General features: G+C 69.6%; 13 protein-coding genes. 8 read left to right on the top strand and 5 right to left on the bottom strand.

Annotation, left to right across the window (positions count from 1 at the left end; genetic code table 11):
• Window positions 1-132 precede the first annotated feature (132 nt).
• The 3 genes from DEI81_RS08445 to DEI81_RS08455 all read left to right on the top strand — a co-directional run bounded on the left by DEI81_RS08445 (window position 133) and on the right by DEI81_RS08455 (window position 3,081).
• On the top strand, window positions 133-1,323 hold the full coding sequence (locus DEI81_RS08445; RefSeq protein WP_111010283.1) for a Fic family protein: 1,191 nt from the start codon (window positions 133-135) through the stop codon (window positions 1,321-1,323).
• Between the two features lie 121 nt (window positions 1,324-1,444).
• A complete protein-coding gene (locus tag DEI81_RS08450; protein ID WP_111010389.1) occupies window positions 1,445-1,831 on the top strand; it encodes a YciI family protein in 387 nt (128 codons plus the stop codon).
• A complete protein-coding gene (locus DEI81_RS08455; protein WP_111010284.1) occupies window positions 1,828-3,081 on the top strand; it encodes an RNA polymerase sigma factor in 1,254 nt (417 codons plus the stop codon). The genes DEI81_RS08450 and DEI81_RS08455 overlap by 4 nt, the downstream gene beginning before the upstream one ends.
• 59 nt (window positions 3,082-3,140) lie before the next feature.
• On the opposite strand, the gene DEI81_RS08460 is transcribed toward DEI81_RS08455, so the two are convergent.
• Complete coding sequence (locus DEI81_RS08460) at window positions 3,141-4,010, bottom strand: hypothetical protein (RefSeq protein WP_146244050.1); 870 nt, start codon at window positions 4,008-4,010, stop codon at window positions 3,141-3,143.
• A 512-nt stretch (window positions 4,011-4,522) separates the two neighbouring features.
• On the opposite strand from DEI81_RS08460, the gene DEI81_RS08470 reads away from it, so the two are divergent.
• Window positions 4,523-6,253: a discoidin domain-containing protein gene (locus DEI81_RS08470; RefSeq protein WP_111010286.1), complete on the top strand. Its 1,731-nt coding sequence runs from the start codon at window positions 4,523-4,525 to the stop codon at window positions 6,251-6,253.
• Window positions 6,254-7,317: 1,064 nt separating this feature from the next.
• On the opposite strand, the gene DEI81_RS15975 is transcribed toward DEI81_RS08470, so the two are convergent.
• The 3 genes from DEI81_RS15975 to DEI81_RS08485 all read right to left on the bottom strand — a co-directional run bounded on the left by DEI81_RS15975 (window position 7,318) and on the right by DEI81_RS08485 (window position 13,269).
• On the bottom strand, window positions 7,318-7,623 hold the full coding sequence (locus DEI81_RS15975) for a hypothetical protein (RefSeq protein ID WP_146244051.1): 306 nt from the start codon (window positions 7,621-7,623) through the stop codon (window positions 7,318-7,320).
• Between the two features lie 57 nt (window positions 7,624-7,680).
• The gene (locus DEI81_RS08475) at window positions 7,681-11,790 is read right to left on the bottom strand and encodes an RHS repeat domain-containing protein (protein WP_146244052.1); all 4,110 of its coding nucleotides are present in this window, start codon (window positions 11,788-11,790) and stop codon (window positions 7,681-7,683) included.
• 153 nt (window positions 11,791-11,943) lie between these two features.
• The gene (locus DEI81_RS08485) at window positions 11,944-13,269 is read right to left on the bottom strand and encodes a hypothetical protein (protein ID WP_111010289.1); all 1,326 of its coding nucleotides are present in this window, start codon (window positions 13,267-13,269) and stop codon (window positions 11,944-11,946) included.
• Between the two features lie 315 nt (window positions 13,270-13,584).
• Here DEI81_RS08485 and DEI81_RS16535 point away from each other — a divergent pair, with 315 nt between their 5' ends.
• Both DEI81_RS16535 and DEI81_RS08490 read left to right on the top strand, forming a co-directional pair.
• On the top strand, window positions 13,585-13,710 hold the full coding sequence (locus tag DEI81_RS16535; RefSeq protein ID WP_258368574.1) for a hypothetical protein: 126 nt from the start codon (window positions 13,585-13,587) through the stop codon (window positions 13,708-13,710).
• Between the two features lie 77 nt (window positions 13,711-13,787).
• Complete coding sequence (locus DEI81_RS08490; RefSeq protein ID WP_111010290.1) at window positions 13,788-14,441, top strand: nuclease-related domain-containing protein; 654 nt, start codon at window positions 13,788-13,790, stop codon at window positions 14,439-14,441.
• 545 nt (window positions 14,442-14,986) lie between these two features.
• On the opposite strand, the gene DEI81_RS08500 is transcribed toward DEI81_RS08490, so the two are convergent.
• Window positions 14,987-15,640, bottom strand: coding sequence for a TetR/AcrR family transcriptional regulator C-terminal domain-containing protein (locus tag DEI81_RS08500; protein WP_258368575.1), 654 nt, complete (start codon window positions 15,638-15,640; stop codon window positions 14,987-14,989).
• 264 nt (window positions 15,641-15,904) lie between these two features.
• Between DEI81_RS08500 and DEI81_RS08505 the strand changes: the two genes are divergently transcribed.
• Together DEI81_RS08505 and DEI81_RS15980 are read left to right on the top strand one after the other, a co-directional pair.
• The gene (locus DEI81_RS08505) at window positions 15,905-16,318 is read left to right on the top strand and encodes a hypothetical protein (protein WP_146244053.1); all 414 of its coding nucleotides are present in this window, start codon (window positions 15,905-15,907) and stop codon (window positions 16,316-16,318) included.
• On the top strand, window positions 16,315-16,542 hold the full coding sequence (locus tag DEI81_RS15980) for a hypothetical protein (protein ID WP_146244054.1): 228 nt from the start codon (window positions 16,315-16,317) through the stop codon (window positions 16,540-16,542). Before DEI81_RS08505 ends, DEI81_RS15980 begins: the two co-directional genes overlap by 4 nt.
• Window positions 16,543-16,972 lie beyond the last annotated feature (430 nt).

Raw genomic sequence — 16,972 nt, forward strand, 5'->3', positions numbered from 1 at the left:
GAAGTGACAGCAACGCTCCCGTTACTGTCACTTGTCGCTTCTAAGTGAGAATAGCGGCGCCGTTACTGTCACTTACGGGCCACAACTGATAGTTTGACCCTCGCTGATGTCAGTTGTGTGCAGGAGGGAGACGTGGTGTCCTGGCCCGCGCGGACGTTCCGGACCGTTCCGTGGACTCCGTCCTCACGGCGTGGGTCCTCTGCCGATCGGCGCCTGACCGAGGTCGACGTCTCGGTGCCACCGCACATCGCCGGGCTCCCCTTCACGGCCGTGGCCACGCGAGAACTCGAGCGCGCGATGCGCGAGGTGCGGACGCTCGAGGAGACCTACGCCGACGTCCTCCGACCGCTCGCCGGGTTCCTCGTCAGGACCGAGTCCGTCGCCTCGTCGAAGATCGAGCACGTCACGGCGTCCGTCGAGGACTTCGCGCGTGCGTTGGGCGGGGTCCGGTCGAACTCGTCGGCCGTCTCGATGGTGTCCGCCGGTCGCGCCATGACGGAGTTGATCGACACGGCGCACCCGGCGATCACCCTCGACGCGATCCTGGCCGCGCACCACGCCCTGATGTCGGAAGATCCGTCCGAGCGCATCTACGCCGGGCGACTCCGCGACGTCCAGAACTGGATCGGCGGCAGCGACCACAGTCCGCGAGGCGCGCTCTACGTCCCGCCACCGGCCGAGACCGTCGACGACCTCATGACTGACCTGATCACGTTCGCGAACGCCGACGACGTCCATCCCGTGGCGCAGGCCGCGATCGTGCACGCGCAGTTCGAGACCATCCACCCGTTCACCGATGGCAACGGCCGCATCGGACGAGCGCTCCTCGGTGCCGTGCTCCGCCGTCGCGGCGTTGCCCGGAGCACGGTCGTGCCGGTCGCCTCGGCGCTCTCGGCCGACACAGAGCACTACTTCGACTCGCTCACTGCCTACCGGGATGGCGACGCGGACCGCATCGTCGAGGACATCGCGCTCTCCACGCAGATCGCCGCCCGTGAGTCGGAGCACACGGCCGCGCTGTTCCGCACCCTGCCCTCCGATTGGCGTGCCGCCGCCAGCCCACGCCGGGGTTCGGGCGCGGAGGACGTCATCGACCATCTCCTCGCGCTCCCGGTGTTCACCGTCGAGCAGATGGCCCATGAGACGCATCGCGACGAGCAGACGGTGTTCCGCGCTGTCGCTCGACTCGAGGACTCCGGCGTGATCCACGAGGTCACGGACCGGAAGCGTGACCGTGTGTTCGCGGCGCGCGACGTCCTCGACGAACTCGACGACCTCGACCTGCGCATCCGGAACGCCATCACGGCAGAGCGCCGCGGGTAGTCGGAGTCCGTCCCGACCCTGCCCCTGTGGAAACGTCGTCCCCGCCGCCTGTCGATTCCCGCACACCCCGTTCGACAAGGGAGTACCGGTGGAACCACCGGCGACGACGACGGGAGACGACATGACTCAGTACGCGATCCTCATCTACCCCGGTGCAGGTCCGGCCACCGCCGAGGACCTCGCCGAACACGACCAGCACGCGGCCGACCTCATCGCGTCGGGCGCGCTCGTGGCGGCCTTCGCACTGACACCGCCCGAGGTGACCACCACGGTCCGGGACGGCGTGGTCAGCGACGGCCCGTTCCCCGAGACGAAGGAGGTCATCGCCGGCCTCGGCATCATCGAGGCGCCCGACCTCGACGCCGCACTCGCGATCGCCGCCCGCAACCCGGCCACGTGGCAGGGCGGCGCGGTGGAGGTCCGGCCGGTGGTCGGCGGATGGGTCCGAGGCGACGTGAGAGCGGCCTCCGGGCAGGCTCCTGGCGTCCCCGCCGCCGACGGGGCATGACGGGCACGACCCCGGCGGTCGTGCGCGCAGCGCTCGAGGAGGCCCACCGCCGCGGGTGGGCGGGCCTCCTCACCGCCACGGCGCGGGTGACGCGCGATCTCGACCTGGCCGAGGAGTGCGTGCAGGAGGCGTCGGCCACGGCGATCGAGGCCTGGTCGACCGGCGGCGTGCCCGACGACCCGGTGGCCTGGCTCGCGACCGTGGCCCGTCGTCGCGCACTCGACGCCGTCCGCCGGGCGGTGACGCTGCGGCGGAAGCTCCCGTTGCTCGTCGAGCCCGATCGGTCACCATCCCCGTCGGAGCCGCGGGACGCCCCCGATCACCGCCTCGACCTGGTGTTCCTGTGCTGCCACCCCGCGCTCGCCCCCGAGTCGCAGCTCGCGCTGACGCTCCGTCTGGTGTGCGGGATCCCCACCGCGGACGCCGCGCGGCTGCTCCTGGTGCCGGAGGCGACCGTCGCGGCTCGGCTCACCCGGGCGAAGCGGAAGATCCACGACGCGCGGATCCCGTTCCGCACTCCGCCGACCGCCGAGCTCCCGCACCGGCTGCCGATGGTCCTCGCCACCGTGCACCTCGTGTTCACGGCCGGCCACACGGCTCCGTCCGGTGCGGGACTGCTGCAGCCGGACCTCCTGGACCGGGCCATCGAACTCGGACGGATGCTCGTGGCCGTGCTGCCCGACGACCCCGAGGTGCAGGGCCTGCTCGCGCTCATGCTCGCGACCGACGCCCGACGCAGCACGCGGGTCGACGCCGCCGGCGCGCTCGTCCCCCTGGCCGACCAGGACCGGAGCCGGTGGGACCGCGCCATGATCGACGAGGCGCGCGCCCGAGCACTCCGGGCACTCCGGCCCCCGCCCGGACGCTTCGCGCTGCAGGCCGCCATCGCCGTCCTGCACGCCGAGGCGCCGTCCACCGCGGCAACGGACTGGAGGCAGATCCGGGCGCTGTACGACGCGCTCGTCCGCGCGTGGCCGTCCCCCATGGTCCTGCTCGCCCGGGCGGTCGCCACCGCCGAGGTCGACGGCCCCGACGCCGCGCTCGTCGAACTCGACCGGCTGCGAGACGATCCCCAGCTCGCCCGGAACCACCACCTCGCGGCGACGCGCGCCGAGCTGCTCCACCGCAGCGGGCAGCCCGAGGAGGCCGTGGTCGCGTGCGATCGCGCACTCGCCCTGGTCGAGAACGCGGCCGAGCGAGACCACCTGCTCACTCGGCGGGCGGTCTACGCGGGGGTCGAGCGAGGCTGAGTGCGGAGCAGCCTGCGAGTACCACGACCGCTGTTCCGGGCGCGCAGCCGGCCACTGGATCACCTATTCGTTTCGTCCTCGAGATCGGCCTTCACCATCCCCCCGATCTGCGGATCGTCACGCAGGGCGAACAGGACGTCGCGACCGCGTGCGCCACCCGCCCGCAACACCGCGTTGACCAACCAGTCGCGGTTGTACCGGCGGACATCGGAAACGAGGGGGAAGAGATCGTCCACGGTGTCCGGCGTGACGTGCTCGGCCAGCGCCGCAGCAAGACCCATCGCCTTATTCGGATACAGCGAGAGGACCGTGTACGCCTCCACCATGAGCTTCCACGCAGTCTGCCCACCAGGACGCGCCAGCGTTGCGCCGACATCGCTCGCGACGTGGTCGCTGAGCTCGCGATCTCGCAACGACTCGGCGAGCACGCGGGCTCCTTCCGGAGTCAACTCCGTCATCTCGAGGACCGACCCGACGTCGATACCAACGCCCCGAAGTGCCGTGAGGATCTCGCTGTCTGCCTGCTCCCGCGCTGACGCGCGCTGCCATTCCATACTCTCGCGATAGTCCTCCGCCACGGGCCCAGCTGCGGGTATCCGTGACCACCACCAACGGGTCGCCGCCTCCCCCACATCGGCCTCGAGCACGAGTGGTTCGACGGTCTCGGAGATGTCGGAGAGCACCCAATCCGCGAGCCGCAACGTCGGGGGGAGCGCTGTCCCTGAGGCAGACCCGACCAATTCACGGTCGATGACGTCGCGGAGGTGAAGCGCGCCGAGGTAGTCGTCGAGCGTCCACGGGCGCACGGTCTCCGTCCTCGAGTCGTCGGCGAACTTCAGAACCCTGGCCGCCCAATCCTCGATCAGGGTCGAGAGGGGGAACGTGCGCGTCCCGAACGCGACGGGCTGATCCAGATCCGTGATCTTCACGCTCACACATCCCTGAGCTGCCGCTCGAGATCCCATCCTTCTGGTGGACTCTCGCGAGACCACCAAGGCGCACCAAAATCAAGCCAGTTCTGCCGCCATCGGTCGTAATCGATGCCCCTGTCGTCATCCGACACTCCGAACTGATAGCCGCAACAGGGGCAGATATCGAACGAGGGAAGACCGTACCGATTACGCGCCGGCTCGTACAAGCCGGGATATCTGCACACAGGACAGCGGTACATCGTCACCATGTCCACCACCGTCCCCTGTCGATCATCGCAGCAGCTCTCGCACTCCCGCACGCGGAACATTCTCGTGCAACCGCCCGGATTCGGTGCAGTGGCGTCGAGTGGGGTCCAGGGTGTGCAGAACTCGATGTGCGGGAGCAGGGAGGTGTGGTCATCAGTTGCGACCAAGGCCTTCGGCTCGCTGTTCAACCACATCCCCTCGTCCGAGGGTCGCGTGATCCGCGCGGCGCTGCCTACCCTGGTCCGGCCGACGGGAGGAACTCGATGCGATCCAACACCAGCGCCAGCGCCGCTGTCCGGACCGGGGTCATGGTGGCCGCCGCGGTCCTCCTGGCCGTCCTGCTGGCCGCCGTTCGCACGCCGTCCTCGGCGAGCGCGGCCGCCACCCTCCTGTCACAGGGCAAGCCCGTCACGGCGTCCTCGGTCGAGAGCTCGGCGCACACGGCGGCCATGGCGGTCGACGGCAACACGACGACGCGATGGTCGAGTGCTCGGAGCGACGCGCAGTGGCTGCGGGTGGACCTCGGCGCGCGGGCCGCGATCTCGAGCATCACGCTCCGGTGGGAGGCCGCCTACGCCAAGGCCTACAAACTGCAGGTCTCGAGCGACGCCACGACCTGGAAGACCGTCGCGAGCACGACCGCCGGCACGGGTGGCGTCACCACGACCAAGGTCGCCGCCACCGGTCGCTACGTGCGGATGCTCGGCGTCAAGCGGGCGACGCAGTACGGGTACTCGCTGTGGGAGTTCCAGGTGTCGGGCACCCCGGTCGCCGCGACGCCGACGCCCACCCCGACCCGGAGCGCCGCCCCGACCACCGGGGTGCACGTCACCGGCACGCAGGGGCACTGGCAGCTGGCGGTCGACGGCAAGCCGTACCTCGTCAAGGGCGTGACGTTCGGGCCCGCGAATGCGCAGGCCGCCACCTACCTGGCGGACATCGCCGCGATGGGCGCGAACACCGTCCGCACCTGGGGCACGGACTCGTCGTCGGGGCAGCTGTTCGACGCCGCCGCGGCGAACGGCCTGCACGTCGTCGCGGGGCTGTGGCTCGACCAGAACGCCGACTACGCGACCAACACGTCGTACGAGTCGTCGACGCTCGCCAGCATCCAGGCGACGGTCACGGCCTACCGGAGCAAGCCGGGCCTGCTCATGTGGGACGTCGGGAACGAGGTCATGATCGGGCAGAGCGAGACCGAGCGGGTGGCGTACGCCAAGTACGTCGAGCAGGTCGCGAAGGCCATCCACGCCATCGACCCGAACCACCCGGTGACCTCGACGGACGCCTGGACCGGCGCCTGGGCGTACTACGCCAAGTACGCGCCGGACCTCGACCTGTACGCCGTGAACACCTACAACGGGATCTCCGGCGTCAAGCAGGCCTGGGCGAGCGGCGGGTACAGCAAGCCCTACCTCGTCACCGAGACCGGGCCGGCCGGCTCGTGGGAGGTCGCGGACGACGCGAACGGCATCCCTCGCCAGCCCACGGACACCGCGGCCGCCCAGGCCTACACGAACGCCTGGAGCGACATCGTCGGTGACCCGGGAGTGGCGCTCGGCGCGACGATGTTCAACTACGGCACCGAGAACGACGAGCCGGGCGTCTGGCTCAACCTGCGGACCGACGGGCTCAAGCGGCTCGGCTACTACGCCATCGGGAAGGCCTACCGCGGGTCCGTCACCGGGAACACCCCGCCGGTGATCCAGAGTTTGACGCTGACGCCCTCGACCGGCGCTGCCCCGGGCTCGTTCATCGCGGTCTCTGCGCCCGCGACCGACCCCGACGGCGACCCGATCACCTACCAGGTATGGGAGACGAGCAAGTACATCGACGGCAATGCCGCCATGCAGCAGGTCTCGGCCACGAGCACCGGCGCCGGCACCCTCCGGATCAGCGCGCCGAGCACGGCGGGCGTGTGGAAGATCGCGGTGTACGCGCTCGACGGGCACGGGAACGTCGGGATCGAGACGGGGTCTGTGCGGGTCAGCTGATCAGCCCTGACCGAAGCAGCCCGGTGATGCTGTCTCTGACTCTGGGGCACCCTGAGCAGGACCCATCCTCAGCAGATGCGAGCGCGCCTCCTCGGACTCGATCAGTCGGGAACGCTCGGGGATTCGGGCCAATCGGGCGGCAGTCCCGCACTCTGTCGGATCTCGGCGAACGTACTCCCGGCATTCCGCAAGCCGCGCGCGGGGTGTGAACGGATCAGGTACGAGGGGCCACGGAAGAAGTCGTCCGCCAGGTAGTCCGCGCCGAGAGCGGAACAGTACGTCCTGAGGAGTTCCTCGTCGAACCTGTCCCGTACTCGCCGACTCGCGTAGCGAGCGACGTCTTCGTACTCTTGTTGCTCACCCCATGCGCCGAAATGCCAACGGTTGTCATCCTGGATGAGGTCTACCGAACGCAGGCCACTGCCATCTCGAGCGCCCGGAACAGGATCTGGGCTGTACAGGCGAAACGCGGTCCCTTGGTACGAATGTCGCGCACCCTTCGCGTCAGGTCGATAAGGCGTTCTCAATACGACCAGTCCTGGCACTCGCAGCCGTCCCGCTAGGTAACTCACACTCGACGTCGGGTCCCCGCCGATGGCGCTGTTGTCGAAGATCGCCGACCACTGTCCGTTCGTTCCGAGCACCACCTCGCGAGTCCAGGGTGCGGTGTATGGAGCAAGCGCGTCGATCGCTGCGCCCAGCCCTGACGGCAGCGCTGCAGACGTGACCGCTCGGCCGATCTCCTCACGCCAACTGCACAGCTGCTCGGCCACCTGCTCAGCCGGTGCTTGCAGTAGCCCTATCGACCAGGTAACGGGAGCGTACTGCTCGAGTGCATCGCGGGCCGTTCGACCAGCCATCCCATCTCCTTTTTGTTCATCACTTCCGACGGATCCCCGAATCCCAGTCAGCGCATCGAGCTGGTTCGCGCGCTCGGCGGCGAACTGACGGTCGGGACCGAGACGGGACTGTCGGGACCCGAACACGCGGACCGGAGCAAGCAGCGAAAAGGCGCAGAAGGATTGAGCCGACTCCGTGTTCGCTCTCGCTGCACTCCCATGCCGTCATTCTCCTGATGACGTCTCGGAGAGGCGCATGAGGTTTTCGCGCAGTCTATTCACGTGCTGTTCTACCGTCCGTACGTCTGGGCGAAAAGCTTCACTCTCCAGCATCAGGGCATTCACGGTCTCGAAGTACTCCCAACTATCGATGAGCGACCCATGAGCATCGAAGTATCCGTCGAGTTCTCGCAGCGAATTCTCGATCTCCGAGCAGAAAACCCGGAACGACGTGGCTCCGGATTGCAATAGGAGGATGAGACGCTGGGCGTGAGCGATGTTGCCTCGAGCACGCGTACCGTCGTCGATCATTGAGGTCTCATCGCCACAACTCGGCCCGTCTCCCGACTCACCACAACCCGAATCCCGTCATCCGCACTCGTAGAGGTGATGGTCGAGGCAGTCTTCCAGGCCGGCCGACGCCTGCGGGCCAGTGACCGTAGAGGACCACGCGCCGCCCGGACCAGTCGGCGTCACCCGGTCGTTCGCGCCGTACGTGTACCGGTTCGTCTGCTGCACGCCCGTCGGTCCGGGGTCGGCTCCGGCTCCGGCTCCGGCAACGGTCTGGGGGGCGAGGTACCGCCCGAGCGCGGTGTCGAGGACCCGCGGTCCGACCTCGGTCAGCCCCGTGGAGCTCGAGGTCCGCTGGTCCAGGAACCCGTGGTCGGAGCTCCAGCCGGCACCGCTGCTGACGGCGACGCCGAACGGGTCGAACCACCGCCGCACGACCGCGCCGGTCCTCGAGTTGCTCTCGAGGTCGACGGTCCCGTCGACGTCGGCGTCGAGCAACCAGACGGTCGCGGCACCGGTGCCGTCGGTGTCCCGTTCGGCGACGGGGATGCCCCGGACGGAGTACGTGCGCGACGCGGTCAGGGTGGTCGACCCCGGCGCCTGATGGAGCTCGGTGTCGCCGATGAGGAGGGAGGCGCCGTCGACCGGGTCATCCTGCAGCAGCAGGTCGCCCTCGGCGTCGTAGACGTCGCCCTGGGTCTGCGTGCCGTCCACAGTGCTGATCGACTGCACCCTGCCTCCGGCGTCGTACGCCACGGTCCGCCCGTCGAGACTCGTGGTGTCACCGTCCGCGTCGTAGGTGAGCTGGTCGGTCGTCGTGGTGGTCCCGTCGGTCGTGGTGACCGACTGCGCGGCGTGGGGCTGGCTGGAGCCCGCTGCCGGGTAGGCGTACGTGCTCGTCGTGTCCGGACCGCCGGTCACGGAGTGATCGGTCTCCGACAGGCGGTTCCCGGTGCCGGTGTCGTAGGTGTAGCTGTGCCAGTAGGGCGCAGCGCCGCCGAGGCCAGCGGCCGTGGGAGTGCTGGCGCAGGCACCCGAGGCAGGGGTCCAGGCGTCGGTGAGCTCCTGGAGCGAGTCGTGTCCGAAGCACTGCGTCTCGGCCCCCGCCGCACCGGTCGTGACCGCCGAGGTGATGACGCCGGCGTCGTTCCGGTGGTAGGTCCGGTCGGCCTGGACCACGGTGGCGGATCCGGTGCCGGTCCGGTCCTCGATGCCGGTGAGCGCCCCGGTCGCTTCGTCGTACGAGTAGGCGGAGGAGTTCGCCACGGTTCCGCCGCGGTCGATCTGCGCGACCTGGCCGAGCGCGTTCACGAGGACGTCACCGTAATCAGCCGCACCACCGATCCCGACCGGGTCACCCAGCGCGCTGTAGTTCGTCACGACCTTCTCGGCCGCGAGGCCCCCCATCGCTCCGTACGTGGTCGCGAGGAGCGAACCATCCACCGCGTACCCGTAGGCGAGCGTGTAGGTCGTGCCACCGAACGCGGGTGCCGACGACGGGATGGAGATCGTCTCGCCCGTGGGCTCGTCGTACGCGTTGTACCCGGAGTAGGACGTCGTGTACGCGGCGCCGGGAACACCGGGCACCGAGCCCGTGTAGCTCGACGATGACGTCAGCTGACCGACCTTGCGGCTGTCGTAGGTCCACGAGTCGAGCAGCGCGCCGCTGGTGCTGCCGTCGTACTCGGCGGTCCTCCGGCCGTCGTCGTCGTACGTGTACGCGACCGTCCGTCCCCGCGCGTCCGTCCGGGTGAGCTGCTCGCCGTCCGGGTCGTAGGTGGCGGTCGTCGTCCCGGAGTCGGGGTCGAGGGCGGACACCTGGTCGCCCTGGAGGTCGTAGGTCCACCGCGACTCGTTGCCGGCCGGGTCGGTCATCGACGTCATCCGTCCGGCTGCGTCGTACCCGTACGTGGTCGTGTCGGCTCCCGTGCTGCTCGACGGGGTGCTGCCCAGGTACTGCACGAGCTTCGTCCACCGCCCGAGGGAATCCGTGGAGGTCGCCGTCGGGATCCCACCGCTCGGCGGCGTGGTGACGACCTCGTCGCTCCCCGGGTAGGTGTCCGTCGTCCGGTACAGCTCCTTGCCGAAGGACCGCGTGGCCGTCGCCAGCGTGCGGCCGGCCGCGTCGTACTGCGTCTGGGTCGAGGACTGGATCTGCTGCTGGTTCGCGGGCACGAACAGCTTGGCCGACGGCGCCACCGCACTCGCCCAGTAGTCGTGGTCGACGACGACCACGCGCCCCTGGGCGTCGTACTGGTCGTCGGTGACGATCGAGCCGCCGGAGGGCGACGGCGCCTGCGTCTGGACCTGCTGCCCGAGGCCGTCGAACAGGGTGTCGGTCGTCACGCTCGTGGTGGCGTTCAAGGTGGTGGTGGCGACCGCGAACGGCGCGGTCTGCGACTCGGTGTAGGCGTAGGCCGAGGACGGCGACGTCGGGTACGTCGCGCGTGGCCGACCGGGCAGCCACACGTCGGTACGGCGCCCGAGGGCGTCGTACGCGGTCGTGGTGAGACCGCCGTCCGCCGCGGTCTGCGTGAGGACCTCGCCGCGCGTGCCGTCGTACCCGGTGGTGCTCGTCCAGCCCATCGGGTTGGTCGTGGTCACGCGCGTGACCGGCCCGCCGACCGTCGGCGTGTACGCGGTCGTGGTCGTCCGGCCGAGCGCGTCACGGGATCCGGTCCTCCGACCGAGTGCGTCGTACGTGCTCGTGTCGGTCGTCGTCCACACGGGTGTGGATCCGCTGTACGACGTGACCCTGCGGGTCGACGTCGCGTCGCCGACGGTCGGCACGGCGCCGAACGCGTGCCCGTCGTAGCTCGTCTCGGTGTCCGACACCACATCGGCCGGGAGGCCCGGGTCGCCACCGCAGGCAGCGCCCGTCTCCGTCACCTCCTGTGGCAGGTCGACGATCCAAGCGTCGGTGTTCGCCGGCGCGTAGGACGTCGTGACACACGTGGTGCCGGCGTCCGACGTCGCGGTGGTCACGGACGTCGGGTCCCCGTGGGCGTCGTAGGTCGCCGTGGTCTGCGTGGTGCGGCTCCCACCGGACGCGATCGGCTCCGTGGTGGTGCTGTTCCCGTCGGCAACGACCCGGGCCGTGTCGAGGCCGTCGTCCGCTTCGACGCTCCCGGCCCGCGGTGTGTGCACGGTGTCGGACAACAGCGAGCCGCCGACCCCGTCGAGGTCCTTCTCCTCGTACACCCGGCCCGCGAACCACCGCGCGTCAGGGATCGTCGTCCCGGTGACGGCGACGGTCTTCGTCCCACCGCTGGCGGCAGCGCGATCGCCGTCGAGGCCCCGGAAGAACGTGTAGTCCGTGGTCTTCTGGGCCGCCGGTGTCGTGGGCGCGCCCTCGCGCACCTCGACCCGGTCGAAGCCCACCGGGACCGACCACGTGCGCTGCGCGGCCGGCGTCGACGGACTCGTGTCGTACCTCCAGGCCGGCGCGCCGGTGTACACGTAGTCGGTTTCCTGCGCGGGGTCGTTCCCGCCGCCGGTCTTCGGGTCGCGGACCGCGCTCGTGACCACGTACTCGTGGAACAGGTCCTGGCGCGCTGCGGCCGCCGGCACCACGGACGATGCCCACGGCTGCGGGAAGCACCGCTCGTCGTTGCTCGCCGCTGCCGCTTCGATCGCCGATGCCCGCGCTGCGGTGCACTGCTGTGCGGAGTAGTTCACCGAGGTCACCGCGCCCGTCGCGGCGGTGATCGACGAGATCCGCCACTTGTCGAGCGGCGCCAGCCCGCCCGTCGCGGACACCCGGTTCTGCATCCTGACACCCGCGAACCTGGTCGCGGGCTCACTGATGCTCGTGCTCCCGGCGTACCCGGTGTGTTGCACCTGGGTCAGCCAGAGGGCCGCGCTCGTGCCGTCGCCGGGCGAGGGGAACGAGTGCGACAGGGTCCACTTGTCGACGGTCGCGTAGCCCGAACCCGAACCCGAACGGACGCTCGTGGTGACGGTGTCGAGCATCGCGTCGGTCCAGAACGTGGGGACGCGGTGCGCGGAGCAGCTGGCGCTGCACGACTGGTCCCAGGGCACATCGGGGTAGGCGGAGGCGGTGGCCGGCTTGGTCGCCGCCGCGGTGATGCTCTCCTTGGTGCACGTCTTGTGCGTGGTGTCGCTGCACCGGCCGTAAACGTCGTAACCGAACGAGGCCCGGGCCGTGGCCGCGTTCGACGAGTACACCGTGCTCCTGGTCAGGCCGTAGTCGACGTGGTCGAGCTGTCCGCCGCGGATGTACGAGGTGGTGCTGCTGCCGTCCTTCCCGTAGCTGTTCGTCTCGGCGTCGTAGTAGTACGCCTCGGCGTTGCCGTGCGTGTCGACGACGTAGTCGAGGTTTCACCGCCACGCCTGCATGCACGAGGACGACGCGAAGGTCGACGCGTGGCAGGGCTCACCGGCACCGTTCCCGAACACGGGGACCGTCCAGGCGGAGTTCGTGGTGGCCTTGCCCTTGGCCCAGCCGGGCAGCTCGTTCAGCCCGAACCAGTACTGGGTGCCGTCGGTGGTCGTGAGGCGCCAGCAGTCGGTGTCGGACGTCCCGTTCGCGGCGCAGCCGTGCGCCGTCCCGACCAGGTGCTCGAGGCGGGACCCGTCGTCCGTCTGCAGGTGCCACGCACCCGTTGCGCTGTCGCGGACCAGGGGTGTGCTGTGACCGTCGAGCTCGAGGGTCGCGTTGTCGGTCCTCCAGCAGAGGTCGCCGGAGGTCGCGACGGCGGCGCTGTCGTCCCGCGAGCACGAGACGTACTGTCGCTGGATGGAGCCGCCGCCGGTGAGGCTCCATCCGTCGCCGATCGCCGAGGGCTGGTTGTTCGTGGAACCCGTCTCGCGGTCGACCGACTGCGAGTCGTACGCGAGAGCGAGATGCGGGGTCGGGCCCGCGGCCGCAGGCGGGACCGTCATCGGGTAGGTCCACGAGAGGGACCCCGTCTGCGCGGCGACGTCCGGGGCGGACGACGGGACGGTCGCGGCGGAGGACGCAACGGTCGGGGAGGAGGACGGAACGGTCGGAGCGGAGGCCGGCACGGTGGGGGCCGCGGTCGGCACGGTGGGGGCCGCGGCGAACGACCCCGTGCCGCTCGCCGACACCGGTCCGCTCGTCGCCGCGACGGTGGCCGCCGTCGTGGTGATCTTCGGGGTGAGCACGACGGAGCCCGAGCTCGCCGTCGTCGTCACCGGCGTCGCGTTCGTCGCCGAGAGCGCCGCTCCGGCGGGCAGGGTCACCCAGGTCGTCCGGTCCGCGACGTCAGCGCCGCCGGCGTTCGTCAGCAGGCTCCTCGGCACCTGGAGCTGGACCGCCCCGGACCTCGTGGTGCGATCGGTCCGCTTGATGTCGAGGGCCAGGCCGTCGAGGTGTCGCGTCTGGGCGGTGGTCGAGCTCACGACGCTGATCGAGACGCTCCGGACCGCACTGGACGAACTGCCCTGCGACTTGACTTGGATGCCAGTCCCGCCGACCGCGGTCCAGCGCGTCGCATTCAGGGCCACCGTGTACGTCCCGGAGGGCCGGCTGACGGCGGGCGTGCTGACGCTCGTGGAGGATGCCGGCGCGGCGGCGACGAGCGCCGGGCTCGCGACGTGGCCGGTGGCCGACGTCCCCGGGGCCGCGCTGAGCGACGCGGCCGTCGCCGGTGTCGCGGTCAGCGCGGCTGCGACGACCGCCATGACTCCGATCGTGACGACGGCAGCCCGACTCAGAGATGCTCTCGAGCGCAGGCCACGTCCGTGGTGGCTCATGCGGCTGACGCCGATAGCCGATACGCCCGCGCCACGATGCCGGCCATGCTTCCCCCAGAGTGCGATCGGTGAGAAGTACGAGCGACTCTCACTCAGGCGCGATGCTAGCGAGCAGCGTGACAGCGCTGGGCGCCCCTGTCCGAGGGGTCCCCAGTGATTCCGCGGCCGAGGACGTAGTTGCTGTCAGGACCCTCATCGATCACCGCGTCGGCAAGCGTCCGAGCCTTTGCACCCATCAGTGCCATGAACGTCAGATCCGCCAGCGAACGGCCGGTCCCGTTCGCCGAGCTCATCGACCTGCACAACGACCTCGCGGCTCAGCTGGACTCCGAACGCGACCTGCCCTTGGTGCCTGCCATCCAGCACTGAGGTGGTCTCCAGAGCGCTGCTTCATGCACCGCGCTCTGGGGCTGTCGCCGGACCTCCTGATCTGACTGGATTGCTCCATGGGGACGAACGACACCACCAGCGCTGGCGCTTCCGCGCAGCGTGAATACGACCGGCGACGGGCGCGCGACGAGGCCAAGATCCGCGAGACGTGGGGCGAGGGACGCCTCGGCACGATGGCGGTCGCGCTCTCGAGCGAACGCCAGAGCACTGTCGCGTGGAAGTCTGGCGCTGTCGGGGAAGCTGTTGTCGGCCGCACGCTCGATGCGATCGCCTCGGACGACCTCGTCGTGCTGCACGACCGCCGCATCCCCCGCTCCCGGGCGAACATCGACCACATCGCAGTCACGCGCTCCGGCGTTTGGGTCGTCGACGCCAAGCGCTACCGCGACAAGCGCCCGTCGCTACGTGTCGAAGGCGGGCTGTTCCGGCCGCGGGTGGAGAAGCTCATGGTCGGTGGCGACCGCACCAGACTCGTCGACAGCGTGCTCCACCAGATGCAACTCGTGCGAGAGCTCATCGACCCGGTCCCCGTGTCCGGTGCACTCTGCTTCGTCGACGCGGACTGGCCACTCATCGGAGGCTCCTTCAGCACCCGCGGCGTCGAGGTCTGCTGGCCGAAGAAGCTCGCGAAGCGGCTCATCTCGCTCGACGGGCAGGTCGACGTCGCCGCCACCGCCGCAGCCATCGGCCAGCGCTTCCTGCCTGCCTGACCCGGGAGGTCGCCGCCACGTCCACTGTGGCGGCATCCCGCCTGTTGTTGACACTTGTCGCGGCCTAGTGTCAACAACGGCACCGCTGTTGCCACTTTCCCCCGATGCACGTCAACAGCGTCGCCGCTATTGCCACGTTTCCCGGATACGTGTCAACAACGACACCGCCGTTGACGGCGCACCTGAGCGAGGCCGACCTCGCCCCGCGATCGAGCAGGACCCGCCCGCTTGGCTCGTGCAGTCACGGGCGAACCGCATCGGTGCGAAGAAGGTCTGGGTGCACCTCGAGTGCGCGGTGTGCGGGTACTCCGAAGCAGCACGGTCGAAGAGAAGGTGGCCGACTTGGGACCTCCTGGTCTGTGACCACCACCTTCCCGACGAAGCGCCGGCACCCGCTCCGGGATCCACGCGCAGCGAGGTTTACGGCATCGGCAGCAGGTTCATCGCGCTCGTCGACGGGTGGGGCTGCCCCGACCGAGTCGGCGGGCCCGGAGCGTGTCGCGTGACCAGGGCCCCCTCCTGACAGCAGGCGACTCTGGCGGTGCTCATTGCGATAGCTCGCGGTCGAGACGATCGAGGAGACTTTCGAGGGAGACCTCGAACTCCTCGTCGCTCCGGTCCTCGCTGAGCAACGCCCGGAGTCGACGGACTTCCGGCGCGGCGTCCAACGACATCGATCCATCTCCCTCGGGGACCGAGGCGCCTCCTTCGTCGAGGGGTTCCTCAGCGGGCCCTGCTTCGGCTCCGCGGACGACGGACTGCAGCAGCAGCTGCCCGAGCAGGAAACTGCTGAAGGCGCGGTAGGCGTTGACGGCCTGCGCATCGGTGAAACCGTTCCTGGTGAGCGCGGTGAGGAACGTGTTGACGACCTCGATGCTCCGGAGCGGCGGACGCAGCCACGGTGCTGCCGGGTGGCGTGTGGCCACGAGCGGGAACGCCTTCGGGTGGCTGTCGGCGATCCGTCGTACCTCGTGCGCGACCGTCTGCAGGAAGACCTGCCAGTGCTCCCCCTGCGCTTCCTCGAGCTGCGAGGTCAGTTCGCCCATCAGTGACGCGACGACCCCCTCGAGGAGGTCCTCTTTCCCGTGGACGTACCGGTAGAGGGACATCGCCTCGACACCGAGTTCCTGCGCGAGGGATCGCATCGACAGGCCCTGCGTGCCGGACCGGTCGATCTGCGCGAGCGCGGTCTCGACCACGAGGTCGCGACTGAGCCTCAGCGCTCCCGATCCTGATCGGTTCGTCCTCGGATGCTCCGCCACGGACACGCCTCCCTGCTGGTTCGCGATCCCGCGCCTGCCGGCACCGGGAGGCGCGGACCGGCCCCCGTGACGTTACCCGCGCTTACGGCGTAAGTTCCGACATGACTTACGCCGTAAGCCGGACGAGCGTGCCCGGTGCGCGCACCTCGAGACGCGCCGCATCGGCGCTCGGACGACGACGCCGCTGAGAAGGAGAAGTACGTGATCGACAACAGCGGCATCAACGAGCTCACCGGCGCCGACGTTCGCGGGGCCGACGACGCGAACGCCGGAACGGTCGGCCAGGTCTCCGTCGACAACGAGACGCAGCGCGCCGCGATGGTCACCACTCGCACGGGCGCGTTCGGCTCCTCCGAATCCTTCCCGCGCCTGGACGACGCGCACTTCGAGGGCGGCGTCCTCCGGGCGGGGTACGAGAAGCCGTCTGTGAAGGACGCGCCGCGCATCGCAGCGGCAGAGCGAGGCAACGCTCCGCGGAGCCCGCGGCGCTCACGAGATGCAGCTCCTCAGGGCCAGACACGGATGCTGTGCGGCATGGCACTGCAGCACATGCTCATCGTGTGCTGCCGCTCCGTCTGGCGCGATCACCACACGCAAAGAGGGAATGTCAGATGAAGTTGGGGAACTCGGAACTCGATGCCTTGCGGCGGTCACCGCGGGAGTGGCGACGCCGAGGGCTGACGCCTCCGAGCGAACTCGCGGCGATGATCGAAGCTCGGCTCCGCGAGGACAGCTCGACCACCGTCAGTCCGCAAGCCGCAGACGCGATCGAAGACCGCAGCGAGTACGTACCGCCCTTCGGTGACATGGGGCCGAAGTACGCCGACTTCTTCAGGTGAACGACAACCTCAGCGGGAACACCAGCAGGCGGGGTCGGTCGCGCCGGTCGCTCGATGGCGAACGCCAAAGAATGCAGGGCATGACCACCAACAGTGGGAGCCACGCGCCGTTCCGATGAGGAGCAAGCAGAAGATCGAACACTGCCAGCAGGATGAGGATCGTCGAGACCGTGGGCGCCAACCAGAGAAAGCTCCCGGCCGAGGCCGAGAGCTTTACTGGAGATCGGACTGCAGATCGATCACACTGACGGGTCCTTTGCAGCTCTCGGGGACCCGCGCGGTTGGGCGGACGCAGGCACCCCGGCTCGGCCTCGCTGGCTGGGTTTCCCCTGGGCCGGCTTCGATTTTCCCACTTTTTCGGGTAAACCCTGATCAGGAGGGGCTTCGGACTAGACGTCGAACAGCTGCTCGGCGCCGGCCCGGATCGACG

The sequence above is a fragment of the Curtobacterium sp. MCBD17_013 genome (assembly GCF_003234565.1).
Lineage (GTDB): Bacteria > Actinomycetota > Actinomycetes > Actinomycetales > Microbacteriaceae > Curtobacterium.